Source organism: Peribacillus muralis, assembly GCF_001439925.1.
Classification (GTDB): Bacteria; Bacillota; Bacilli; order Bacillales; family DSM-1321; genus Peribacillus; species Peribacillus muralis.
Genome location: NZ_LMBV01000006.1, coordinates 180,449 through 201,113 on the forward strand (window position 1 = coordinate 180,449; position 20,665 = coordinate 201,113).

The 20,665-nt window shown below is 43.6% G+C and carries 19 protein-coding genes; 2 read left to right on the top strand and 17 right to left on the bottom strand.

Translation table 11 applies throughout. From position 1 onward, the window contains the following. The first annotated feature begins 193 nt into the window (after nucleotides 1-193). Nucleotides 194-382 carry a 50S ribosomal protein L28 gene (gene rpmB / locus ASU00_RS10695; RefSeq protein ID WP_034313767.1) on the top strand — a complete coding sequence of 63 codons (189 nt, stop codon included), beginning with the start codon at nucleotides 194-196 and terminating at the stop codon, nucleotides 380-382. Between the two features lie 204 nt (nucleotides 383-586). Here rpmB and spoVM read toward each other — a convergent pair whose 3' ends face one another. From spoVM to ASU00_RS10780, 17 genes are all read right to left on the bottom strand, one after another. After that, entirely contained in the window at nucleotides 587-667 is an 81-nt protein-coding gene (spoVM, locus tag ASU00_RS10700) for a stage V sporulation protein SpoVM (protein WP_034313769.1), read from the bottom strand. A gap of 126 nt (nucleotides 668-793) precedes the next feature. Further along, nucleotides 794-1,447, bottom strand: a complete 654-nt coding sequence (locus ASU00_RS10705; protein ID WP_057913452.1) for a thiamine diphosphokinase — start codon at nucleotides 1,445-1,447, stop codon at nucleotides 794-796. Between the two features lie 102 nt (nucleotides 1,448-1,549). Then, nucleotides 1,550-2,197 (bottom strand): ribulose-phosphate 3-epimerase, encoded by a 648-nt coding sequence (gene rpe / locus ASU00_RS10710; RefSeq protein WP_057913453.1) that lies wholly within the window; start codon nucleotides 2,195-2,197, stop codon nucleotides 1,550-1,552. Between the two features lies 1 nt (nucleotide 2,198). After that, nucleotides 2,199-3,080 carry a ribosome small subunit-dependent GTPase A gene (rsgA, locus tag ASU00_RS10715; protein ID WP_057913454.1) on the bottom strand — a complete coding sequence of 294 codons (882 nt, stop codon included), beginning with the start codon at nucleotides 3,078-3,080 and terminating at the stop codon, nucleotides 2,199-2,201. A 23-nt stretch (nucleotides 3,081-3,103) separates the two neighbouring features. Next, nucleotides 3,104-5,128, bottom strand: coding sequence for a Stk1 family PASTA domain-containing Ser/Thr kinase (gene pknB, locus ASU00_RS10720; protein ID WP_057913455.1), 2,025 nt, complete (start codon nucleotides 5,126-5,128; stop codon nucleotides 3,104-3,106). A gap of 5 nt (nucleotides 5,129-5,133) precedes the next feature. After that, a complete protein-coding gene (locus ASU00_RS10725) occupies nucleotides 5,134-5,883 on the bottom strand; it encodes a Stp1/IreP family PP2C-type Ser/Thr phosphatase (protein WP_057913513.1) in 750 nt (249 codons plus the stop codon). 5 nt (nucleotides 5,884-5,888) lie between these two features. Continuing rightward, on the bottom strand, nucleotides 5,889-6,983 hold the full coding sequence (rlmN, locus tag ASU00_RS10730; RefSeq protein ID WP_057913456.1) for a dual-specificity RNA methyltransferase RlmN: 1,095 nt from the start codon (nucleotides 6,981-6,983) through the stop codon (nucleotides 5,889-5,891). Further along, nucleotides 6,983-8,335: a 16S rRNA (cytosine(967)-C(5))-methyltransferase RsmB gene (rsmB, locus tag ASU00_RS10735; protein ID WP_057913457.1), complete on the bottom strand. Its 1,353-nt coding sequence runs from the start codon at nucleotides 8,333-8,335 to the stop codon at nucleotides 6,983-6,985. The genes rlmN and rsmB overlap by 1 nt, the downstream gene beginning before the upstream one ends. Continuing rightward, nucleotides 8,322-9,281: a methionyl-tRNA formyltransferase gene (gene fmt, locus ASU00_RS10740; protein ID WP_057913458.1), complete on the bottom strand. Its 960-nt coding sequence runs from the start codon at nucleotides 9,279-9,281 to the stop codon at nucleotides 8,322-8,324. Before fmt ends, rsmB begins: the two co-directional genes overlap by 14 nt. Then, nucleotides 9,278-9,763 (bottom strand): peptide deformylase, encoded by a 486-nt coding sequence (def, locus tag ASU00_RS10745; RefSeq protein WP_057913459.1) that lies wholly within the window; start codon nucleotides 9,761-9,763, stop codon nucleotides 9,278-9,280. Before def ends, fmt begins: the two co-directional genes overlap by 4 nt. Nucleotides 9,764-9,859: 96 nt before the next feature. Next, complete coding sequence (gene priA / locus ASU00_RS10750) at nucleotides 9,860-12,271, bottom strand: primosomal protein N' (protein ID WP_057913460.1); 2,412 nt, start codon at nucleotides 12,269-12,271, stop codon at nucleotides 9,860-9,862. A gap of 6 nt (nucleotides 12,272-12,277) precedes the next feature. Next, nucleotides 12,278-13,480, bottom strand: a complete 1,203-nt coding sequence (coaBC, locus tag ASU00_RS10755; protein WP_057913461.1) for a bifunctional phosphopantothenoylcysteine decarboxylase/phosphopantothenate--cysteine ligase CoaBC — start codon at nucleotides 13,478-13,480, stop codon at nucleotides 12,278-12,280. 217 nt (nucleotides 13,481-13,697) lie between these two features. Next, nucleotides 13,698-13,904: a DNA-directed RNA polymerase subunit omega gene (gene rpoZ, locus ASU00_RS10760; protein ID WP_057913462.1), complete on the bottom strand. Its 207-nt coding sequence runs from the start codon at nucleotides 13,902-13,904 to the stop codon at nucleotides 13,698-13,700. A 3-nt stretch (nucleotides 13,905-13,907) separates the two neighbouring features. Then, nucleotides 13,908-14,522, bottom strand: coding sequence for a guanylate kinase (gmk, locus tag ASU00_RS10765; protein WP_057913463.1), 615 nt, complete (start codon nucleotides 14,520-14,522; stop codon nucleotides 13,908-13,910). Nucleotides 14,523-14,532: 10 nt separating this feature from the next. Next, on the bottom strand, nucleotides 14,533-14,796 hold the full coding sequence (gene remA / locus ASU00_RS10770; RefSeq protein WP_057913464.1) for an extracellular matrix/biofilm regulator RemA: 264 nt from the start codon (nucleotides 14,794-14,796) through the stop codon (nucleotides 14,533-14,535). Between the two features lie 54 nt (nucleotides 14,797-14,850). Beyond that, a complete protein-coding gene (locus tag ASU00_RS10775) occupies nucleotides 14,851-15,726 on the bottom strand; it encodes a YicC/YloC family endoribonuclease (RefSeq protein ID WP_057913465.1) in 876 nt (291 codons plus the stop codon). 153 nt (nucleotides 15,727-15,879) lie between these two features. Then, nucleotides 15,880-18,558 carry a calcium-translocating P-type ATPase, SERCA-type gene (locus ASU00_RS10780; RefSeq protein WP_057913466.1) on the bottom strand — a complete coding sequence of 893 codons (2,679 nt, stop codon included), beginning with the start codon at nucleotides 18,556-18,558 and terminating at the stop codon, nucleotides 15,880-15,882. Nucleotides 18,559-18,933: 375 nt separating this feature from the next. Here ASU00_RS10780 and ASU00_RS10785 point away from each other — a divergent pair, with 375 nt between their 5' ends. Then, nucleotides 18,934-20,655, top strand: a complete 1,722-nt coding sequence (locus ASU00_RS10785) for an Rqc2 family fibronectin-binding protein (protein WP_057913467.1) — start codon at nucleotides 18,934-18,936, stop codon at nucleotides 20,653-20,655. Nucleotides 20,656-20,665: the final 10 nt, after the last annotated feature.

Genomic DNA, 20,665 nt, shown 5'->3' on the forward strand with positions numbered 1-20,665 from the left:
TTTTAAAAGTAAATGTCGTACGGTACTTAATATAATTCAATTTTACAGTATGTATGTCAAGGCTTTTTTCTTGAAAGTAATTAACTGAAGTATTGCATTCTCACGGTAGGTATGATAAATTATTAAAGTATTTTACAAAGACTTAAGATGACTGTGAAAACTTAAGCTTCGTGTAGTTAGGAGGGAAATTAACATGGCACGTAAATGTGTAATCACTGGAAGAAGAACTCGTTCTGGTAACAGCCGCTCTCACGCAATGAACGCTAGCAAGCGTACATGGGGCGCTAACCTTCAAAAAGTACGTATTTTAGTTGACGGTAAACCTAAACGTGTATACGTTTCTGCAAGAGCTCTTAAATCGGGCAAAGTAGAACGCGTATAATGTTACGGCATCCTCTAAGGATGCCTTTTTACTTGAAATGGCTGACATTTTAATGGGGATGGTTGATCGTTTCGTTGTTGGAATAATCCGCATCGAGCAAACAATTCATCACCCATTAATGGATGGCCACACGTTCATTATCCTCCAGAAACCCGAAAAAATAACACCTCCCTAAAACCGGAGAGGTGTCATGTGGAATAAGTATCAGCCTTTTTTAAACGCTCCGAGCATAGCCCTTACCAAACTACCCAGAACTTTTGGCAATTTAATCGTATAAAATTTCATCATGCCCCTCCTCTTTGCATCCCACAGATTAAGATGAAGTGGAATTTTTCTATTACAACATAAGCTTTTAAGCGGATATAGGATTTGGATTTGAAATTATATCCGAATCTGCTCTAAGCATGAATTTTAATCTCTGCTTCTTATCATCATTAATATGCCCTCCTTAAATGAAACATTCCCAGAATCGGAAATTAGTTCGTTGCTGATGCAGAGTGTCGAACCTATCTCCAGGCAGCGATCGCTCAATGGATATTTAAAGCCTGTTAAAGTAATCCCGGTGACTTCTGGCGTAACCGAAAGGAAGGATACGTACTTCATATCCTCCATGGCTATAACCTCATAAGATCCTGCCGTCTTGACTGTGTAAGTGTTTTGCTGATCGACTATGTATATATCAATTTCGTCGTGATAGGGGAGGACACTTTCCTTTTGAAGTAGCTGGACATTGCCAAGAAAATGATCCATCCTCCCTCCTGTAGCGCCGAGGATGTGAATTTCACTTGGTTTTTGATTTATTGCCCAATTAAAAGCGATTTCCAAATCCGTTTCATCCTTTTCTGAAGCATATAAATCTATATGTTGAAGCTTTTGCATAATTACCTTATATTCATCTTTTGAAACCGAATCAAAATCCCCAAAGCCACATTTAGGTACGATGCCATTTTCAAGCAAAGCCCATACCCCCCTATCCACCCCGACCCAAAAATCAGTCATCTCTTTATACCTTTTCAAATCCGGCCATAGCCCTTCCGGACCACCGGCCATTATACTAATGATCATGATTATCCTCCTTTATTAAACGTATAAGTCTATATGAGAATTCTTTGTGGCACTGTAAAAAAGCCGACATTATCATATGTAGACGATAATGTCGGCTTTATATCAGTTTCCCCTAATCTTTTGAATCGCTGCACGGCGATCTTCCTGATTATAAATGGCTGAACCTGCCACTAGAACCGTTGCGCCTTGTTCAATACAAAGTTTAGCCGTTTCTTCATTGACCCCGCCATCAATCTCTATTTCCAGGTTCTGATTATGGATGTCTGACATCGCCTTCACTTCAGCGATTTTGGGCAATACGGATGTGATGAACTTTTGCCCACCAAAGCCTGGATTAACCGTCATCAAGAGCACCATATCAATGTCTTCGATTATAGGCAGAAGCAAGGACGCCGGCGTGGCTGGGTTAAGCACCACCCCTGCCTTGACACCAAAGGATTTAATCAGTTGTATCGTGCGGTGCAGATGTGTACAGGCCTCTACATGCACCGTTATATAATCGGCTCCCGCTTTTACGAACGACTCGATATAACGGTCAGGTTGTTCGATCATTAGGTGCACGTCAAGCGGAAGCTTTGTCACAGGCCGAATAGCTTCAACTATTAGGGGGCCGATTGTAATATTCGGCACGAACTGCCCATCCATGACATCCACATGGATAAAATCCGCCCCGCCCCTTTCCACATCAAGGATTTCTTCTCCCAAATTTGCAAAGTTAGCTGATAAAATCGAAGGTGCAATTTTAACCATTTCAATACCTCGGCTTTCTATCTCTAATTTCTTCTAAGAATTGCATATAGTGATCATAGCGATATTGCGGAATTTCCCCAGCAGCAACAGCTTCTTTCACAGCACATTTCGGTTCTTTATCATGCAGACAAGCCCTGAACTTACAGTCCTCTCCATACTTGTGCATTTCGGGGAAACAATAGGATAACCGTTCAGCTTCCATTTCCATGAATTCTAGTGAACTGAATCCTGGTGTATCGGCGACAAGGCCTGAGCCGATATGAATCAATTCAACGTGACGCGTTGTATGCTTTCCCCGTCCTAGATGCGATGAAATGTCATCCGTCTTTAAAGCCAATTCAGGATTGATTGCATTAAGTAAAGAAGATTTCCCCACTCCTGACTGACCGGCAAATACACTCGTTTTCCCTTCTAAATACGGAACCAGTTCTTCGATGCCGCCTGTAGTAACCGAGGAGGTTTCCAACACCGTATACCCAAGTTTCCGATAATCCTTGGTATACTGTGTCAATTTCATTCGGTTTTCAGATGTGACCAAGTCCAGTTTCGTCACGACGATGATCGGCTCGATCTCGTTATCCTCGATAAGTACGAGAAAACGATCAAGCAGCGCTGGACTGAAGTCAGGTTCAACTGCTGAAAAGACAAGGATGGCCTGATCTACATTCGAGATTTGCGGACGGATCAATTCATTCTTTCGCGGTTTTATTTCGGTAACGGTCCCGTCCGTTTTATTTTCCGCTTGGAACACCACATAATCACCAACGAGCGGCGTTACCTTGTTTTTCCTGAAAACACCCCTTCCACGGCATTGGAAGACCTCTTCCCCATCAAGGACATAATAAAATCCGCTTAGTGCTTTAATAATTTTTCCTTCGGGCATAGCCACACTCCTAATTAATATATTTAGTCGGGATAAGAGACGGTTTTGTCGATGATGACCTGGTTGTCCCTCATGACTTTATAGCCTGCTTTCTTATCCTGAGAAACCGTCAATTCGATCGTTCGCTTCCCATCTTCCACGATAAAGAAAGATTCTTTAGGCTCCGTCATGCTATTGTTGATATCCTCAATGAAGATTTGCACTTTTTGCGCTTTGCCAGGCTCCACTGGGTCATATTCAATCTTGATTTCCTCCGTTACGGTCTTAGGAGGGATCTCTTCTTTCCCTTTTGAGAGGACAACTTTCACCGTACTGCCTTTTTCCACCTTTGTACCCGGTTCGGGTGACTGGGAAATGACCAGCCCCTTCTCGACGGAATCATCATAAACCTCTTCTTCCAAATCGATCTTTATTCCACTTTCATTGGAATAATCATTAAGACCAGCTTGATTGAACCCTTTGAGGTTTTTCAGGCTCAATAGATCTTCCCCTTTGCTGACCGTTAACGCCAGTTCCGTTTCCGACGGGACGATTTCTGTGGCACCTGATGGCGTCTGTTCTATGATGGTACCGGCGGCGCTGGCATCATATTTGTAGGTCACGACCGTGTTTTTGAATCCCATTTCCTCAAGCATTGATTTAATACCCGAATAATCCCGACCTTCATAGTTGGACAGCGATATCGTTTCTTTACCACCACTTTGATAAATGTCGATTTTCGCCCCTGCCTTGACGGTCTTCCCTTCCTTCGGGTTGGTTTTGATCACCAATCCAGCTTCAACCTCTTCATCGTCAATCTCAATCGTATTTCCGATGACCAAATCCAGTTCGAGCAAGTCAGTAATGGCATCTTCCAATTCTTTTCCTTTAAGATCTGGGATCGTCACTTCCTTGGACCCTAAAAGGGAAGGTCCTAAAGTGACAGATAAAACAGCTAGCAGCGCTAGGACTAAAAAGATGGTCACCAAAATGGCTGGCATCTTCCTTCTTTTTTTGTCCTTTTGTTTCGCCTTCTTTTTTTGTTTTTTCTGTTTCTTTTGTTTCTTGTTCACTTTCATGACTGCTTCTGGATCATCTTCACCATCATCTGAATAGACTACCGTATTTTTTTCAGGTCCTCTTATGATCGTCTCATCAACGCTAGAGAGTTGATCATCCGTAATCACGGGTATCGCTTTCGTTGCATCATGGTCTTGCGGTATTGCAAAGGGCGATTCATTTGAACGCTCAGGATTCAACGACGTGCGAATGTCATCTTCCATTGAATCCACGCTTTCATACCGGTAATATGAATCTTTCGCTGTCGCTCTCAAAATAATGTTTTCCACACTCTGCGGTATTTCAGGATTCCAGCGTTTTGGCGAAGGGGTGTCCGATTGTAAATGTTTAAGCGCTATCGAAACGGCAGATTCACCGGAAAAAGGCAATCTACCTGTCAACAACTCAAACATGACGATGCCAAGGGAATAAATATCCGATTTCTTATTGGCCATTCCGCCCCTTGCCTGTTCTGGAGATAAGTAATGGACGGATCCCAAAACCGCATTCGTCTGCGTTATGTTGGTTGCACTCAAGGCCAAAGCAATTCCAAAGTCCGTTATCTTGACGGTGCCTTCTTTATCGATCAATATGTTCTGTGGCTTGATGTCCCGATGGATGATTCCGTTATGATGGGCATGGGAGATCGCTGCCGTGATTTGTTTCATGATATCCAAGGCTTTATCTACTGGAATCGGATAATATTTTTGTATGTATTGCTTAAGTGTAAAGCCGTCCACATATTCCATGACAATATAATAGATGGCATCTTCTTCACCAACGTCATAAATACTTACGATATTGGGATGGGCCAAACTGGTTGCAGCTTGTGCTTCCCGGTTGAAGCGCTTGATGAACTCCTCGTCATTGTTGAAGTCCATGCGAAGGATTTTCAATGCAACGTCCCTATCCAAAATCATATCCCTTGCAAGGTAAACATTTGCCATACCGCCGCCACCGACCATTTCGATCAGCTTATAACGGCCGTTGATTCTTCTGCCAATCAACATTCAATTCACCTGCTTTCGCCTTCATCAGTAAATTGAACAAGCACAAGAGTGATATTATCTTCCCCACCGTAGTGATTGGCCTTATCTATTAATGAATTTGCCTTTTCTTCAAGAGACTGCCCATTTGTAACCGTTTCTTCAAGTTCCTGCTCACTCACTTTATTCGTTAAGCCATCCGAACAAAGCAATAATAAATCACTTTCTTCGAAAATGACCGTCGTTATATCCATTTCAACTTGCATTTCTGTCCCCAAGGCTCGTAATAAAACATTTTTTCGTGGATGCTTCTCGGCATCTTCCTTCGAAATCTGCCCGGAACGGACCAATTCGTTAACAAGTGAATGATCTTCCGTAACCTGCTTAAAGCCACTCTCATTATACAAGTAACATCGACTGTCCCCGATATTGGCAATGGTCGCAAACTTGTCAGTGCATATGGCAGCAACCACGGTCGTCCCCATGCCCTTACATTCTGTATGAGCCTCGGCATGTTCGAATAGCGTATGATTGACCAAGATGATCTGCTTTTTTAGCCACTCCTCGGCATCATTAGCCGTTTCGATTGCGCTGGAAACATCCCAGCCCTTTTTCAGAAGGTCAATCGTCATCGCACTTGCTACATCCCCGGCACGGTGGCCGCCCATGCCATCTGCAACGATGGCAAGGCGAACGCCTTGCGAGTTCTTAAAGATTCCGCCATTATCTTCATTATGCTGGCGGACTTTACCACGGTCTGTTTTAAATATCGCCCTCAATAGGGTCACCTCGTCTCTTCTTTGCGCTCCTTGGCCCGAAGCTGGCCGCAGGCTGCGTCGATATCACTGCCTTGTTCCCTTCGGATCGTCACATTGATACCGCGCTTTTTCAATGTTTTTTCAAACTCAAAAATCTGATCCCGAGGTGTACGTACATAGTTGCGTTCCGGTACATAGTTAACCGGAATTAAGTTGACATGGCATTTGATTCCGGTTATTAAATCGGCTAATTCTTCGGCGTGTTCGACTGTATCATTTTCGCCGCCGAATAGACCGTATTCAAAACTTACACGACGCCCTGTTTTTTCTGTATAGTATTTGATGGCTTCAATCAAGTCCGGAAGTTTGTAAGCCTTGTTGATCGGCATCAATTTACTTCTCAATTCCGTGTTCGGTGCATGCAGTGAAACCGCAAAATTGATTTGCATGCTTTCTTCTGCAAACTTATAGATCTTTGGAATGATTCCACTTGTTGATACGGTAATATGGCGAGCCCCTATGTTCAAGCCTTTTTCATGATTTATATTCTTTAAGAATGACATCATATTATCGTAATTATCGAACGGTTCCCCAATCCCCATGATGACGACAGAGCTAACACGTTCTTCCACTTCATCAAGGGCTTGCTGAACTTTAACAACCTGGGCAACAATTTCTCCAGATTCAAGATTTCGCTTTAATCCCCCAAGGGTCGATGCACAGAAGGTACAACCAATTCTACAACCAACCTGTGTTGTCACGCAAATGGAGTTTCCATATTCATGGCGCATCAACACCGTTTCTATCGAATATCCATCATGGAGTTCAAATAAGAATTTCATCGTTCCATCATTGGACGTTTGCTGAATCAAAGTTTTCAATGTAGTGAAGATGAATTGTGATTCAAGCTTATCGCGTAAAGATTTCGATAGGTTGGACATGTCTTCAAAACTGGAGACACGTTTTTTATAAAGCCAGTCATAAACTTGATCGGCCCGGAATCCCTTTTCATCATTTTGAATAAGCCATTCTTTAATTTGGTGAAGCTCCAATGAATAGATCGATGGTTTTTCTGGTGTTGTGTCTTTTCTTACTCTGGATGATTTAGTTATTTCTGCCATTACAGCACCTTCTTTCTAAAACTCGCAATAAAGAATCCGTCACTGCTAAAATATTGCGGAAAAACTTGTAACGTATGGCCCGTGATAAACGGCTGGACGCTTTCGGGCATTCTTTCGGATAAGGATGGATCGCTCTCGAAATCCGGGTGATCTTTCAAAAATGACATGGCCACTTTATCATTCTCTTCCATGTCAACCGTACATGTACTGTATACTAACCGTCCGCCTTGCTTTACTAGCGGTGCAGCAGCTTCCAATAATTGCTTTTGTATGCTTGAGAGTTTCATTATATCATCTTTTGTTTTTGTGTACTTTACATCAGGCTTCCGACGCATGACTCCCAATCCTGAACATGGCGCATCGATCAAGACCCGATCAAACCCTTCCTTATTGAAGTGTTCTTGCACTTTTCTGCTATCGAGTGCCATAGTTTTGATGTTGTTTCTCAGTTTTAGCCGCTCTGCCTGTTCTTTAATGAGCTTGACTTTATGCTCATGAAGATCAAGAGCATATACTTGTCCTGTCGTTAGACCTTCTGCAATATGAGTCGTTTTCCCTCCAGGCGCAGCACAGCAATCGAGTACAGCGTCATTTTCATTCGCTCCCAACGCATGCGCAACAAGCATCGAACTTTCGTCCTGAATCGATAAGTACCCCATTTTATAACTTTCAGAATGAGCAAGATTGCCTCTATAGCTGACGATGGCTTCGGGGACGACCTCACTTGCCTCAACGTCATATCCCTCTTCCCTTAATATGCTCATTAATTCATTGCGGGAAATCTTCTTTAAATTGACCCGCCCCGTCTGCAATGGCGCAGTTAAATTCACTTCACACATTTCCTTGGTTTTATCATAACCAAATTGCTCAACCCAGCGCTTGATCAACCAGATTGGATGACTTACTTCGATGGAGAGCCGTTCAAGATCATCCTTGATATCATCAAGCGAGCGAACGCCATTCCTCTGAATGTTGCGAAGCACGCCATTGACCATGGAAGATGTGCCTTTATGTCCACGTTTTTTGGAAATTTCGACAGCCTCGAAAATGATCGCATGATCCGGCACTTTATCTAAATAAACCATTTGATAGACAGAAAGCCTAAGTAGGTTGATGACCCAGCTTAGTGTCTTTTTCGGTTGTTTAATATAAGGACTCAAAAAGTAATCCAATGTCATCTTACGCTGTATCGTACCGTAGCTTATTTCCGTAAGCAAACCGCTGTCCACAGCGGATAATTGATGCTTTTTGATCAAGTTGTTTAATAAGAGGTTACTGTAGGATTGGTTTTTCTCTACAGATTCCAATATATCGAGAGCAATGTCACGTACTCCCTTTTTAGTTTGCTTCATTCTGTTCTCCTAACTTCATGCCTGCTTTAATGAACGACCCGGCTCCGCGCAAGTAATCTTTCGCCGGCATTTTTTTCTTCCCTGAAGGCTGCAGTTCCGTAACCAGTATTGCCGTCTCATTGCCTGTCGAAACAATGAAACCGTCACTTTGCACCTCAATGATCATGCCGGGTGCTTCCTGAATGCCTTGTTCGAGCTTACTAGCCTGCCAAATTTTCAACACCGACCCGTTTAAGGTTGTGTAGGCAACTGGCCATGGATTCAGCCCACGTACATGGTTATAGATGTTTTCCCCTGTTTTTGACCAGTCGATCTTTTCCTCCGACCGTTTAATATTAGGTGCGAAGGTCGCTTTGTCTTCATCTTGCTTGATTGCCCGTAATTCATCGTTTAGAAGTTTCGGCAAGGTTTCCGCAAGCAAGTCGGAACCTACCTTGCTTAATTTATCATGCAGTGTTCCCACATTATCATCTTCCTCGATGGTAACCTCCGCTTGGGTCAATATATCTCCGGCATCCAATTTCTCCGCCATATACATGATGGTAATTCCCGTTTTTTCTTTTCCCTGCAATATTGAATAATGGATGGGCGCCCCTCCACGCAGTTCAGGAAGCAAGGAGGCATGTACATTGATGCATCCGTATTTAGGGGCTTCCAACAGTTCATTCGGAAGAATTTGACCGAAGGCCGCGGTGACCACTAAGTCAGCTCCTAATGCAATGATCTTTTCAAGTTCTTCTTTTTCACGGATTTTTTCAGGCTGATAAACCGGAATCCCCTGAATTTCCGCTTCGACTTTAACTGGCGGAGGCGTCAGCACCTTTTTACGGCCAACGGGACGATCCGGCTGGGTGACGACTGCAATTACGTCAAACCCTTCGTCAATGATCCTTTTCAATACCGGCACGGAAAAATCCGGTGTCCCCATAAAGATAATTTTTGTCATTCTTCTTCATACCCTTCTAACTCTTCTTCTGAAATATAGCGCGAAACCTTACTTGTAAATAACACCCCTTGCAAATGATCGATCTCATGCAGAAGTGCCCTAGCGAGAAAATCCTCCGCCTCTATCTCGAAAAAACTCCCTTTCCTGTCTTGTGCCCGCACCTTGATGCGGTATGGACGGGACACTTCACCATATAAACTTGGAAAGCTAAGGCAGCCCTCCACACCATTCTGTTCGCCTTCCATTTCGAGCACTTCTGGATTGATCAGCTCCAGATGCCCTGACCCTTCCTCTATTTCAACGACAGCCACTTGCTTTTTAACGCCAACCTGAGGTGCAGCCAGCCCAACGCCATCCGCTTCCACCATCGTTTCATACATGTTATTTAACAGCTTTGCCAATTTTTTATCAAAACTTGTTACTTTATCACATTTTTGTTGTAAAATTTTTTCTGGAAACAAAACAATCGGTAAAATAGCCAAAATTAAAAATACCCTCCTAGATATGAGAAACAACACTTCATTATATAAAAACGCAAGCTCGTAACAGCTCGCGATAATCATCCTGATCTTAAACCATTACATCATGATCTGCGGATTTAAATCGATTGAAATCTGCAGCTGATTTTGAGCAGTTTCTTTTTGGTAATGCTCTAAAAGCGTTCGTAAATGCTGATTAAGGTCCGGCTCTCGTTTGTATTTTATCAAACATTGATAGCGATATCTATTGTTGATTCGGCTGATCGGCGAAGCGACCGGACCTAGAACGATGGAGTCCCGATTCAAGCGGGAACTTAAGTAATTGGTAATTCTTTCAGTAACACTCACTGTCTTCATCAAGTCTTCATGAGAAACGGTAATAAGAACAACGTAAAAATATGGTGGATAATGACTTGTCCTGCGGAGATTCATCTCCCGTTCATAAAAGGCATCATAATCCTGTAAGGCAGAAAGCTCGATGCTGTAGTGTTCGGGTGTATAGGTTTGGATGACCACTTCTCCCGGAAGTTGATGTCGTCCCGCCCTACCGCTCACCTGTGTAAGCAGCTGGAATGTCTTTTCCGAAGAACGGAAATCGGGCAGGTGGAGCATCGTATCAGCTGACAGGACGCCCACAAGGGTGATATTAGGAAAATCAAGTCCCTTGGCGATCATTTGTGTGCCTAGTAAAATATCTGCCTTTCCTTCACCAAATGCATTGAGCAGCCGCTCATGTGATCCTTTTTTACTCGTTGTGTCAACGTCCATCCGGATTACCCGCGCCTCAGGAAGGATTTTTGCCAGCTCTTCTTCAACCTTTTGGGTACCTGTACCGAAGAAGCGTATATGTTCACTTTCACATTCAGGACATACGGAAGGCATCCCCTCTTCATATCCACAATAATGGCATTTCATTATATCATTAAAGCGATGATAGGTGAGTGAAATGTCACAATTAGGGCAATTGATGACCAATCCACAGCTTCGGCACATCACAAAGGAGGAATGTCCCCGTTTGTTCAGCATCAAGACAGTTTGCTGCCCCTTTTCAAGTCGATCTTTCAACTTGCTAAAGAGCAGTTCCGAAAACATCGATCGATTCCCTGTTCTTAACTCTTCCCTCATATCGACAATATCCACTGCTGGCAGGGCATTTTTATTCATCCTCTGACTAAGTGTCAATAGTTTATAGACGTCCTTCTTGGCACGTGCAAATGATTCGAGTGTTGGGGTCGCGCTGCCAAGAATCACCGGGCAATGATAGGATCTAGCCCGTTCAATGGCAACATCCCTGGCATGGTACCTTGGCGTCTCTTCTTGCTTATAGCTGGTTTCATGCTCTTCATCAATGATTACCAGTCCCAGGTTTTCAAACGGAGCGAAAACGGCTGAACGCGCACCCACTACGACTTTCACTTCTTTACGGTGGATTTTTCGCCATTCATCATATTTTTCTCCAACGGATAAACCGCTGTGCATGACAGCAACCTGCTCACCAAAGCGTTCCTTAAACCTTTTCACCGTTTGAGGTGTCAAGGAGATTTCAGGGACCAGCATGATGGCTTCTTTTCCCTTTTCGATAACTGAGGCAATCGCCTGCAAATACACTTCCGTCTTTCCGCTCCCGGTCACACCATATAAAAGAAAGACATCATGTTCGTCAAGCTGTATTTTCGCTTGGATAGGCTTCAAGGCTGCCGATTGTTCATCCGTCAGAGTAAAGGGTTTGGATGGTTCGAACACACGATTCTCATAAGGGTCACGGTAAATTTCCTGATCATGCTCCGTCAAAGCCCCTTTTGACACAAGGGATTTGACGGTACTGTTGGATGTGTTGGTCACTTCAAGCAGCTCTTTTAACGGAACCGGCTCTTGATGCTCGATAAAATAGTGAAGGAGTTGCTGTTGTTTTTTTGCTTGGGCGGAAAGGTCTGACGCCATTTCTTTCAATTCATTGGATGAAAGCAGCGATTTGATGACACGGACCGTTTTCTTATTAAGGCGGTTTTTCACATTGTACACGAGCTCAAGATTGCCATTTTGTATTTCCTTTTGAAAGAGGGAGGCATTCTCCCCTTCAATCACTTCTTTCCAAGATAGTGAATCGTTCTTTCCGAAAAGGTTTTGAATGAAGCGAGGGATCTGATCCCTTTTATCTTCAATGACTTTGATCACTTTTTCATACTTTGCTTTCATCGCTGCCGGAAGCATGGCTTGGAGAGCCGAGATTTTAAAGCACATGGCTTCTTTGGTCAGCCAGTTCCCCAGCTGAAGCAATTCATCATTAAGTATGGGCTCCAAATCCATTGGTTCTTTTATATTGCGTAATTTCGCAAAGTCGCTTTTAGCTTTTAAACCCGTGACGAATCCTTGAACCATTCTTGGACCGAATGGGACGATGACCCGCATTCCAGGCATGATGACTTGTTTCCACTTTTCAGGAATGCGGTAATCAAATTCACGATCGGTTTGTTTGGCTGGTACATCGACAATCACGGATGCAATATCCATAACACATCATTCCTTTTGCTTGCGGGATACTTCTGCCAGGATGCTTTTAGCTATATCCGCTTTACTCATTTTGGGAAGCTCGATGGTACTTCCATCTTTATCATAAATGGTCACGATATTCGTATCCGTCCCAAAGCCTGCGCCTGCGACAGTCACGTTATTGGCAACGATCATATCTGCATTCTTTTTCACTAATTTCCCTCGTGCGTATTCTTCCACGTTGTTCGTTTCGGCAGCAAAGCCTACCAAGATCTGATGCGTCTTATTCTCACCGAGTTCCTTAAGGATATCCTTCGTCCGTTCAAATTCAATCACATTTTCACCCGGCTGCTTTTTCATTTTTTGAGCATGAAAAATCTTTGGTTTATAATCCGCCACGGCAGCGGTCATGATGACGACATCACTGGAATCGAAACGATTGAATACCGCATCATACATATCCGCTGCCGATTCCACTTGTATTACTACAGCCTTGAAAGGTGGCTTCAAGTTTACAGGCCCCGTTATCAATGTCACCTCAGCACCCAGTTCAATTGCCTGCTCAGCTAAGGCATAGCCCATTTTCCCGCTCGAATGATTGGTGACGTACCGTACCGGATCGATTGCTTCGCGCGTAGGGCCGGCAGTAATCAAGACTTTCTTTCCATTAAGAAACTGTGGCTTCTTTTCGGCAAAGTGATCCTTCAGATGTTCAACGATCGTTTCCGGTTCCTCCAGCCTCCCTTTCCCAACATATCCGCAGGCCAAATACCCTTCCCCGGGTTCGATGAATTGATATCCGAACGACCGAAGTGTCTCCATGTTTTTCTGAACCGCTGGGTGGGCATACATATGCACGTTCATGGCCGGTGCTACCCAAACAGGTGCTTCCGTTGCCAGCAGTGTTGTTGTAATCATATCATCGGCGATTCCATTAGCTACTTTGCCAATCATATTCGCCGTTGCCGGAGCCACAAGGATGATATCCGCCCAATCAGCCAAATCGATATGTGCAATCACTGAAGAATCCTTTTCATCAAATGTATCTGTATACACGTCATTTCTCGAAAGTGCTTGGAAGGTAAGCGGCGTCACGAACTGACGAGCTGATTCACTCATGATCACTTTTACGTGCGCACCTTCCTGTGTCAATTTACTGGTCAAGGCAGCAGCCTTATATACAGCAATGCCGCCAGTAACGCAAAGAAGAACTTTTTTTTCGATAAGCATGCAAATTTCCCCTAACTAAACATTCTGGATTTCTTAATTATGAAGGAAAACAGTAGAAATTTCATGCGATATGCGCATTGTAGGGTTGTTTTTTTGAAAAATCAAGACAAACAGGCCTGACACCTTGGCCGCAGGAAGGAAGCACCTTTCAAAAATGTAACGCATCCTGTTTGCTTTAGGGTGTCAGGCCCGATAGGTCAAGCTTATGTGTTCTTGCTTAGTTTTCCTCGTAAGAATTATCGTAGGTCAATTTACCCGAATGTATTTCCTCAAGGGCACGACCGACGGATTTATGGGAAACCGGTTTTGTTAAAAGGCAATTATCTTTAATTTGCATTTCCCTCGCACGTTTAGCTGCTACAGATACAAGCGAGTATTTAGAATCGATCTTCAATAATAGGGAATCAATTGATGGATATAACATAGTTTATTCCGCCTCCAACATTTTTTTATATAAAATAGCAACTCTTTCCCGACGGCAATGCTCGGCAATCACTATTGCATTAATTCTAGCACATGCTGCATCCACATGATCATTTTCAACAACATAATCATAAAGATCCATAAGTTCTATCTCTTCCTTGGCCACTTTCATCCGTCCTTTTATCGCTTCTTCCGTCTCGGTGCCACGAGTGACGATCCGGCTTTCGAGTTCCGTCAAGCTTGGAGGGGCAAGGAATATGAAAAGTCCTTCAGGGAATTTCTCGCGGACCTGTTTTGCTCCTTGAACTTCAATTTCCAGAAAAACATCTTTTCCGGAATTGATCGTCTCACGGACATAATCAACTGGCGTTCCATAATAATTACCGACGAACTCAGCATATTCAAGCAGTTTGCCTTCTTTGATCAATGCTTCGAAATCCTCACGTTTTTTGAAGAAATAATCCACTCCATCCACTTCTCCTTGGCGAGGAAGTCTTGTCGTCATTGAAATGGAGTATTCAAAAGCCGTTCCAGGCTGAGAAAAAATTGCCTTTCTTACCGTACCTTTTCCAACACCGGATGGACCGGACAAAACGATTAATAAACCTTTTTCTCTCATATTGTTTCAGTTACCCCTCTTCTACGCTGTCATCTTTATCTTGAAGCCGTGCTGCAACCGTTTCAGGTTGAACCGCAGATAAAATGACATGGTCGCTGTCTGTAATTATAACGGCCCTAGTTCTTCTACCATATGTAGCATCTATTAAGGATCCACGATCTCGGGCATCTTGGATGATTCTTTTTATCGGAGCCGATTCAGGGCTCACGATGGATACGATCCGGTTCGCGGATACGATATTGCCAAAACCGATATTAATGAGCTTAATTGACATTTTTGTCCCCCATTCATATTCTATTGTCACCTTTTTACGTTCATCATAAACCGACTACTCGATATTTTGAACCTGTTCCTTTAATTTTTCAAGCAGGCTTTTCATTTCCACCACGTCTTTGGTAATGGCAGAATCATTAGCTTTTGATCCGATCGTATTGATTTCCCTGTTCATTTCCTGGACAAGGAAGTCCAGTTTCCTGCCAATCGGTTCATTCTCGTTAAGAGTTCCAGAAAACTGCCTGATATGGCTTTCAAGTCTCGTAAGTTCTTCATTTATATCACATTTATCAGCAAAAATGGCCGCTTCCGTCACAATCCGGCTTTCTTCAATCAGTCCATCCGTTAACTCAGCTAGTTTGATTTCCAACCTGGCTTTATATTTCTCGACGACTGAAGGCGCATGTTTTTTGACCGTTGCAACAATTTCACCAAACCTATTAAGCTGGTTGATCATGTCCAGGGCCAGCTCCTGACCTTCATGAGCCCGCATTGTTTTTAGGTTCTCCAATGCCCCGGAAACCGCCTGCAAGAATAAGGCTTCCAAATCGTTAGGAACCGCCGGCACTTCTTCCGTCATGAAGATCGATTCCAGCTGGAGCACATCCTGTAGTGTAATGGAGCCCTCCAGTTTGTATTTATCCTTGACTTCAGCCATCAAGCCTACATACTGATCGGCAAGATCATAATCAATTTTCACTTTTTTGGAAACGAGGCTTTCGCCTTCCACTGTAAGGAAGATTTCCACCCGTCCCCTTCTTATGTATTGATTCGCCTTTTTCTTCACTTTTTCTTCCAAAGCCAAAAGCTGGCGCGGCATTCTAATCGTATATTCACAAAAACGATGATTTACCGTCTTAATCTCGGCAAAAACCTTGACCTGTCCGTTTCCCGCTTCTTCTCTTCCATAGCCCGTCATACTGGTAACCATGGTTCCACTTCCAATCAAGCTTATTGTAGTAATTTCGCGCTTTCATTGATATATATCAGCTGCTGCATGATCACTTTAGCGTAGAATTAAAACATTGCAAAAATAAAAAGGCAATAGAGCAAGACTCTACCACCTTAAAGATTATATCATATTTCATTGTGCTTTTCTTGCTAAAAAGGTTCCCGCTAGTAAAAAAGTTGGGATGGAGGCCATTCCTATAACCAATAGCCAATCCCTTCCTGAAATCGGCACGGTATGGAAGATCGTTTGCAAAGGCTGCACATACATGACTGCAAGCATCAATAATAGCGAGGACAGGACCGCTCCTACCAAATATAAGTTTCCGAGCGGGTTTCTGGAGAAGATCGAGCGTTCACTGCGGCAATCAAAAACATGTATGAGCTGGGCCAAAACCAAGGTAGCGAACGCGATCGTTTGTGCATATGCCAGGTTTTCCGGGTTTGCCCGGTACACGACATAAAAGGCGATCAAAGTTGAAATCCCGATTAAAAAACCACGCGAGATGATTTTCCAGCCGAGCCCTCTGCCAAAAACACCTTCGTTGGCATTCCTCGGATTTCGTTTCATCACGTCCTCTTCAGCGGAATCGAGTCCCAATGCCATGGCAGGAAGTCCGTCCGTAACAAGATTCACGAATAGTATTTGGATTGGAATCAACGGAAGCGGCAAGGCACATAACATCGCAAAAAACATGACCAAAATCTCCCCGACATTGGAAGCAAGCAGATAGCGGATGAACTTCCTGATGTTTTCGTATATATTCCGGCCTTCTTTAATCGCCGATTTAATCGTTGCAAAATTATCATCAACCAATATCAAGGAAGAAGCCTCCTTGGCAACATCAGTCCCGGTGACCCCCATCGATATGCCGATATCCGCTGATTTTATCGCCGGGGCATCATTGACGCCATCCCCAGTCATCGCAACGACATGTCCTTTATTTTGGAGAGCTTTTACGATTTTCAACTTATGCTCCGGTGAAACACGAGCAAATACCGAAACACCTTCGACGATGCCTTCAAGTTCCCCGACTTCCATGTCCGCCAATTGCCGGCCTTCAAGTACAAGGTCTTTTCCTTTTAATATCCCAAGCTCTTTAGCTATTGCTTTTGCGGTTATGACATGGTCGCCAGTAATCATCACGGTTTTAATTCCCGCGTCCCGGCATTCCTTGACCGCCTGCTTCACTTCCGGACGTGGCGGATCAATCATGCCTTGCAGTCCCATGAAGGTCAAATTGCGCTCTGCTTCCGTTTCATGAAGTAAAATCGTTCCTTTCGAAAGGGGTTTATAACCGACAGCAATCATTCGAAGTGCCTGTGAAGCAAGCTCGTTCATGTCCTGCTGCACCCTTTCCTTACCTTCGCGATTCAATATTTCCGACTTGCCTTCCCATAGCATCGTGTCGCACTGGGCAAGCAATACATCAGGTGCTCCTTTTACGATGACAAAATGATTCTCCTTATCATCCTTTACGACCACACTCATCATTTTGCGGCTCGAGTCGAAGGGAAACTCTTTAACGACCGTAAATCTTTTTGATAGATGGTTCCTCGTCAAGCCCGCTTTCATCGCCGCGACCAACATCGCCCCTTCTGTCGGATCACCGTCCAATACATATTGTTTTCCCTTCTCATTTAACTCGGCTTTGTTACAGAGCATCCCGAACGTAATGATCTGAAGCAGGGCATTGTGGTTTTTCGGTGCAACCGCAACTCCCCTCAAGGAAAACTCTCCTATCGGATTATATCCAGTTCCGCTGACATCCCATGTTTTCCCTCCACTCCAAACTTTCGTGACGGTCATCTTGTTTTGAGTAAGTGTTCCCGTCTTATCCGAGCAAATCACAGTCGCGCAACCAAGAGTTTCAACAGCAGGAAGCTTGCGGACAATCGCCTTTTGTTTGATCATTCGCTGAACGCCCAACGACAGGGCTACAGTCACGATGGCTGGCAAGCCTTCTGGAATCGCCGCTACAGCTAAAGATACTCCCGCTAAAAACATTGTATAAAGGTCATGCCCTTGAATGACGCCAGTCAACACGACAATGATCGTCAATATCAAGGCCGTGATGATCAAAATTTTCCCTAACTGCTCCAGCCGCCGTTGAAGAGGAGTTTCTTTTGTTTCTGCAGTCTGAAGCAAGTCGGCAATCTTCCCCATCGCCGTATTCATTCCCGTAGCGATGACAATTCCTACTCCATTTCCTCTTGTGACCATCGTTCCCATAAAGGCCATATTTTCCTGATCCCCGATATCTTCGACCTCATTCTTTAATGGCTCGGAGCATTTAACGGCCGGAAGTGACTCGCCGGTTAATGCCGATTCCTCAATTTCAAGGCTAGAATGGTCGACGATCCGCAGATCTGCTCCAATCCTGTCACCACTAGAGAATTTCAGGATATCCCCCACTACAACTTCTCTTGAAGGGACCTTTAACCAACGGCCATCCCGAAGTACATTCACTTGCGGCGCTGCCATTTCCTTTAGCGCATCGAGTGATTTTTCAGCCTTTCGTTCTTGAAAAAAACCGAGTAATCCATTTAAAAAAACAATCGCCATAATGGCAATCGCATCAATATATTCACCTAATATCCCGGAGACCAAGGTCGCGGCTAGTAATACGATGACCATGAAATCTTTGAATTGTGCAAAAAACAAAAGTATGGCTGACTGCTTTTCACCTTCCTTCAATTCGTTGTAGCCCTGCTTATCCAGCCTGTCCTTTACTTCATCATCGTCCAAACCGTGTGTAACGTTTGTATGAAGCGCTTTTTCCATTTCTTGATTATTCATTTCCTTGAAGTCCATCAAGTATCACACATCCCTTTAAGTAGAATGAAATAGGCCCCTGTATACATCTTAAACATGCACTTTTGCTCGACTCATCCAACACCTGCCCGCTTACCGATACATAAAACAACCTGCTCTTCTTCCATGATTATTCAGACTCGTCCAAAATAATGCTATAATTAAACAGAATTGCAGAAAGAAGAACGGTCCAAATAAAATACACTTGGAAAAACTACGCCAAGTAACTGGGGCATGTTAGATTTCCATTCATTCGATACACCAAACCTTCCATGTTCAACTTTTAAATGGGCCAGTAGCGCATGAATGGACCGCTCCTGAGGCATGGAGAATGAAGTATCATAGAAAATCTTATGTAAAGGAAGTAAAAATAGAATGTCATTCGATGGATTATTTACGAAAGCGATGACCGAAGAAATCGCTTCTATATTAAAAGGCGGCCGGATCAATAAAGTTCATCAACCTTACAAAAATGAAGTGATATTGGTGATTCGTGCCGGAGGTAAAAATCATAAACTCCTATTATCTGCTCATCCAAGTTATTCAAGGGTGCAATTGACGGAAGAAAGTTATGAAAATCCGAAAGAGGCGCCCATGTTCTGTATGCTTCTTAGAAAACATCTCGAAGGCTATACAATAGAAGACGTTTATCAATATGAACTCGATCGGATGATCATTCTGGAAGTAAAGGGCCGCAATGAGCTTGGGGATGTCTCTCAAAAGCAATTAATCATTGAAATCATGGGGCGTCACAGCAACATTGTTTTAGTCGATAAAGAACGGAACATGATACTAGACAGCATTAAGCATGTCTCTTATGCCGTGAACAGTTACCGGGCCATTTTGCCAGGACAGGAGTATAAAGTGCCGCCTGCCCAGGAAAAGGTTAATCCCTTCAAGGCCACCGAGGACGAGATCAGGAAGAACCTGGATTTCAATGCCGGGAAGCTTGACCGACAGCTTGTTGCCCACTTTTCAGGAATTTCACCTTTAGTTGCCAAGGAATCCGTTTACCGTGCTGGCTTGGCAAACAGTACCACCCTTCCTGCCGCTTTCTCAAGCTTAATTGGAGAAATCTCGGAACAAAAATATACAGCGACGATTAAACAGGACGGTAATAAAGAAGTGTTTTATATGCTTCCACTAGAGCACCTGGGTGAAACACAACGGACGTTCCCTTCATTAAGCGAGATGCTCGACAGATTTTACTTCGGTAAAGCCGAACGAGATCGGGTTAAGCAGAAAAGCCAGGATGTCGACCGTTTCATTTCTAATGAAGTGGAAAAGAACTCAAAAAAAATCGGCAAACTCGAACGAACCTTAAAAGATACCGAACGCGGAGAACAGTACCAATTGTTCGGGGAGCTGCTTACGGCTAATCTATATCAAATGAAAAAAGGCATGAAGGAAATTGAAGTCGTCAATTATTATGATGAGGCTCAAACTACGATTACGATTCCGCTTGACCCTTTAAAAAATCCATCCGACAATGCTCAAAAGTACTTCTCCAAATACCAAAAGTCCAAAAATGCGGTCGGAGTGGTACAAGAACAAATCGAAAAGACAAAATTGGAATTATCCTACTTCGAAGCCTTGCACCAGCAGCTTCAATCAGCTTCGCCCAGGGATATCGAGGAAATACGTGAAGAGCTTCAGGAAGAAGGATACATCCGCCAAAAAAAGAAAAAAGGCATGAAAAAGCCTGCCAATGCCAAACCACAGCTTGAAACCTATTACGCTACCGATGGAGATCTCATTTTTGTCGGAAAGAATAATAAACAAAATGACTATTTAACGAATAAGTTCGCACGCCGGGATGAAATTTGGCTTCATACGAAAGACATCCCTGGCTCACATGTCGTGATCCGGAATGAATCACCGAGCGAAGAAACGATAAAAGAGGCAGCCGTATTGGCAGCTTTCTTCAGTAAAGCAAAACAATCGAGCTCTGTTCCCGTTGACTTCACACAAGTCCGTCATGTAAAGAAACCGAATGGCAGCAAACCCGGCTTCGTTATCTATGAACAGCAGCAAACCGTATACATTACCCCGGATGCCGATACCGTCATTCGGCTAAAGGAAGCGGTAAAAGCCTAAAAAAAATAGA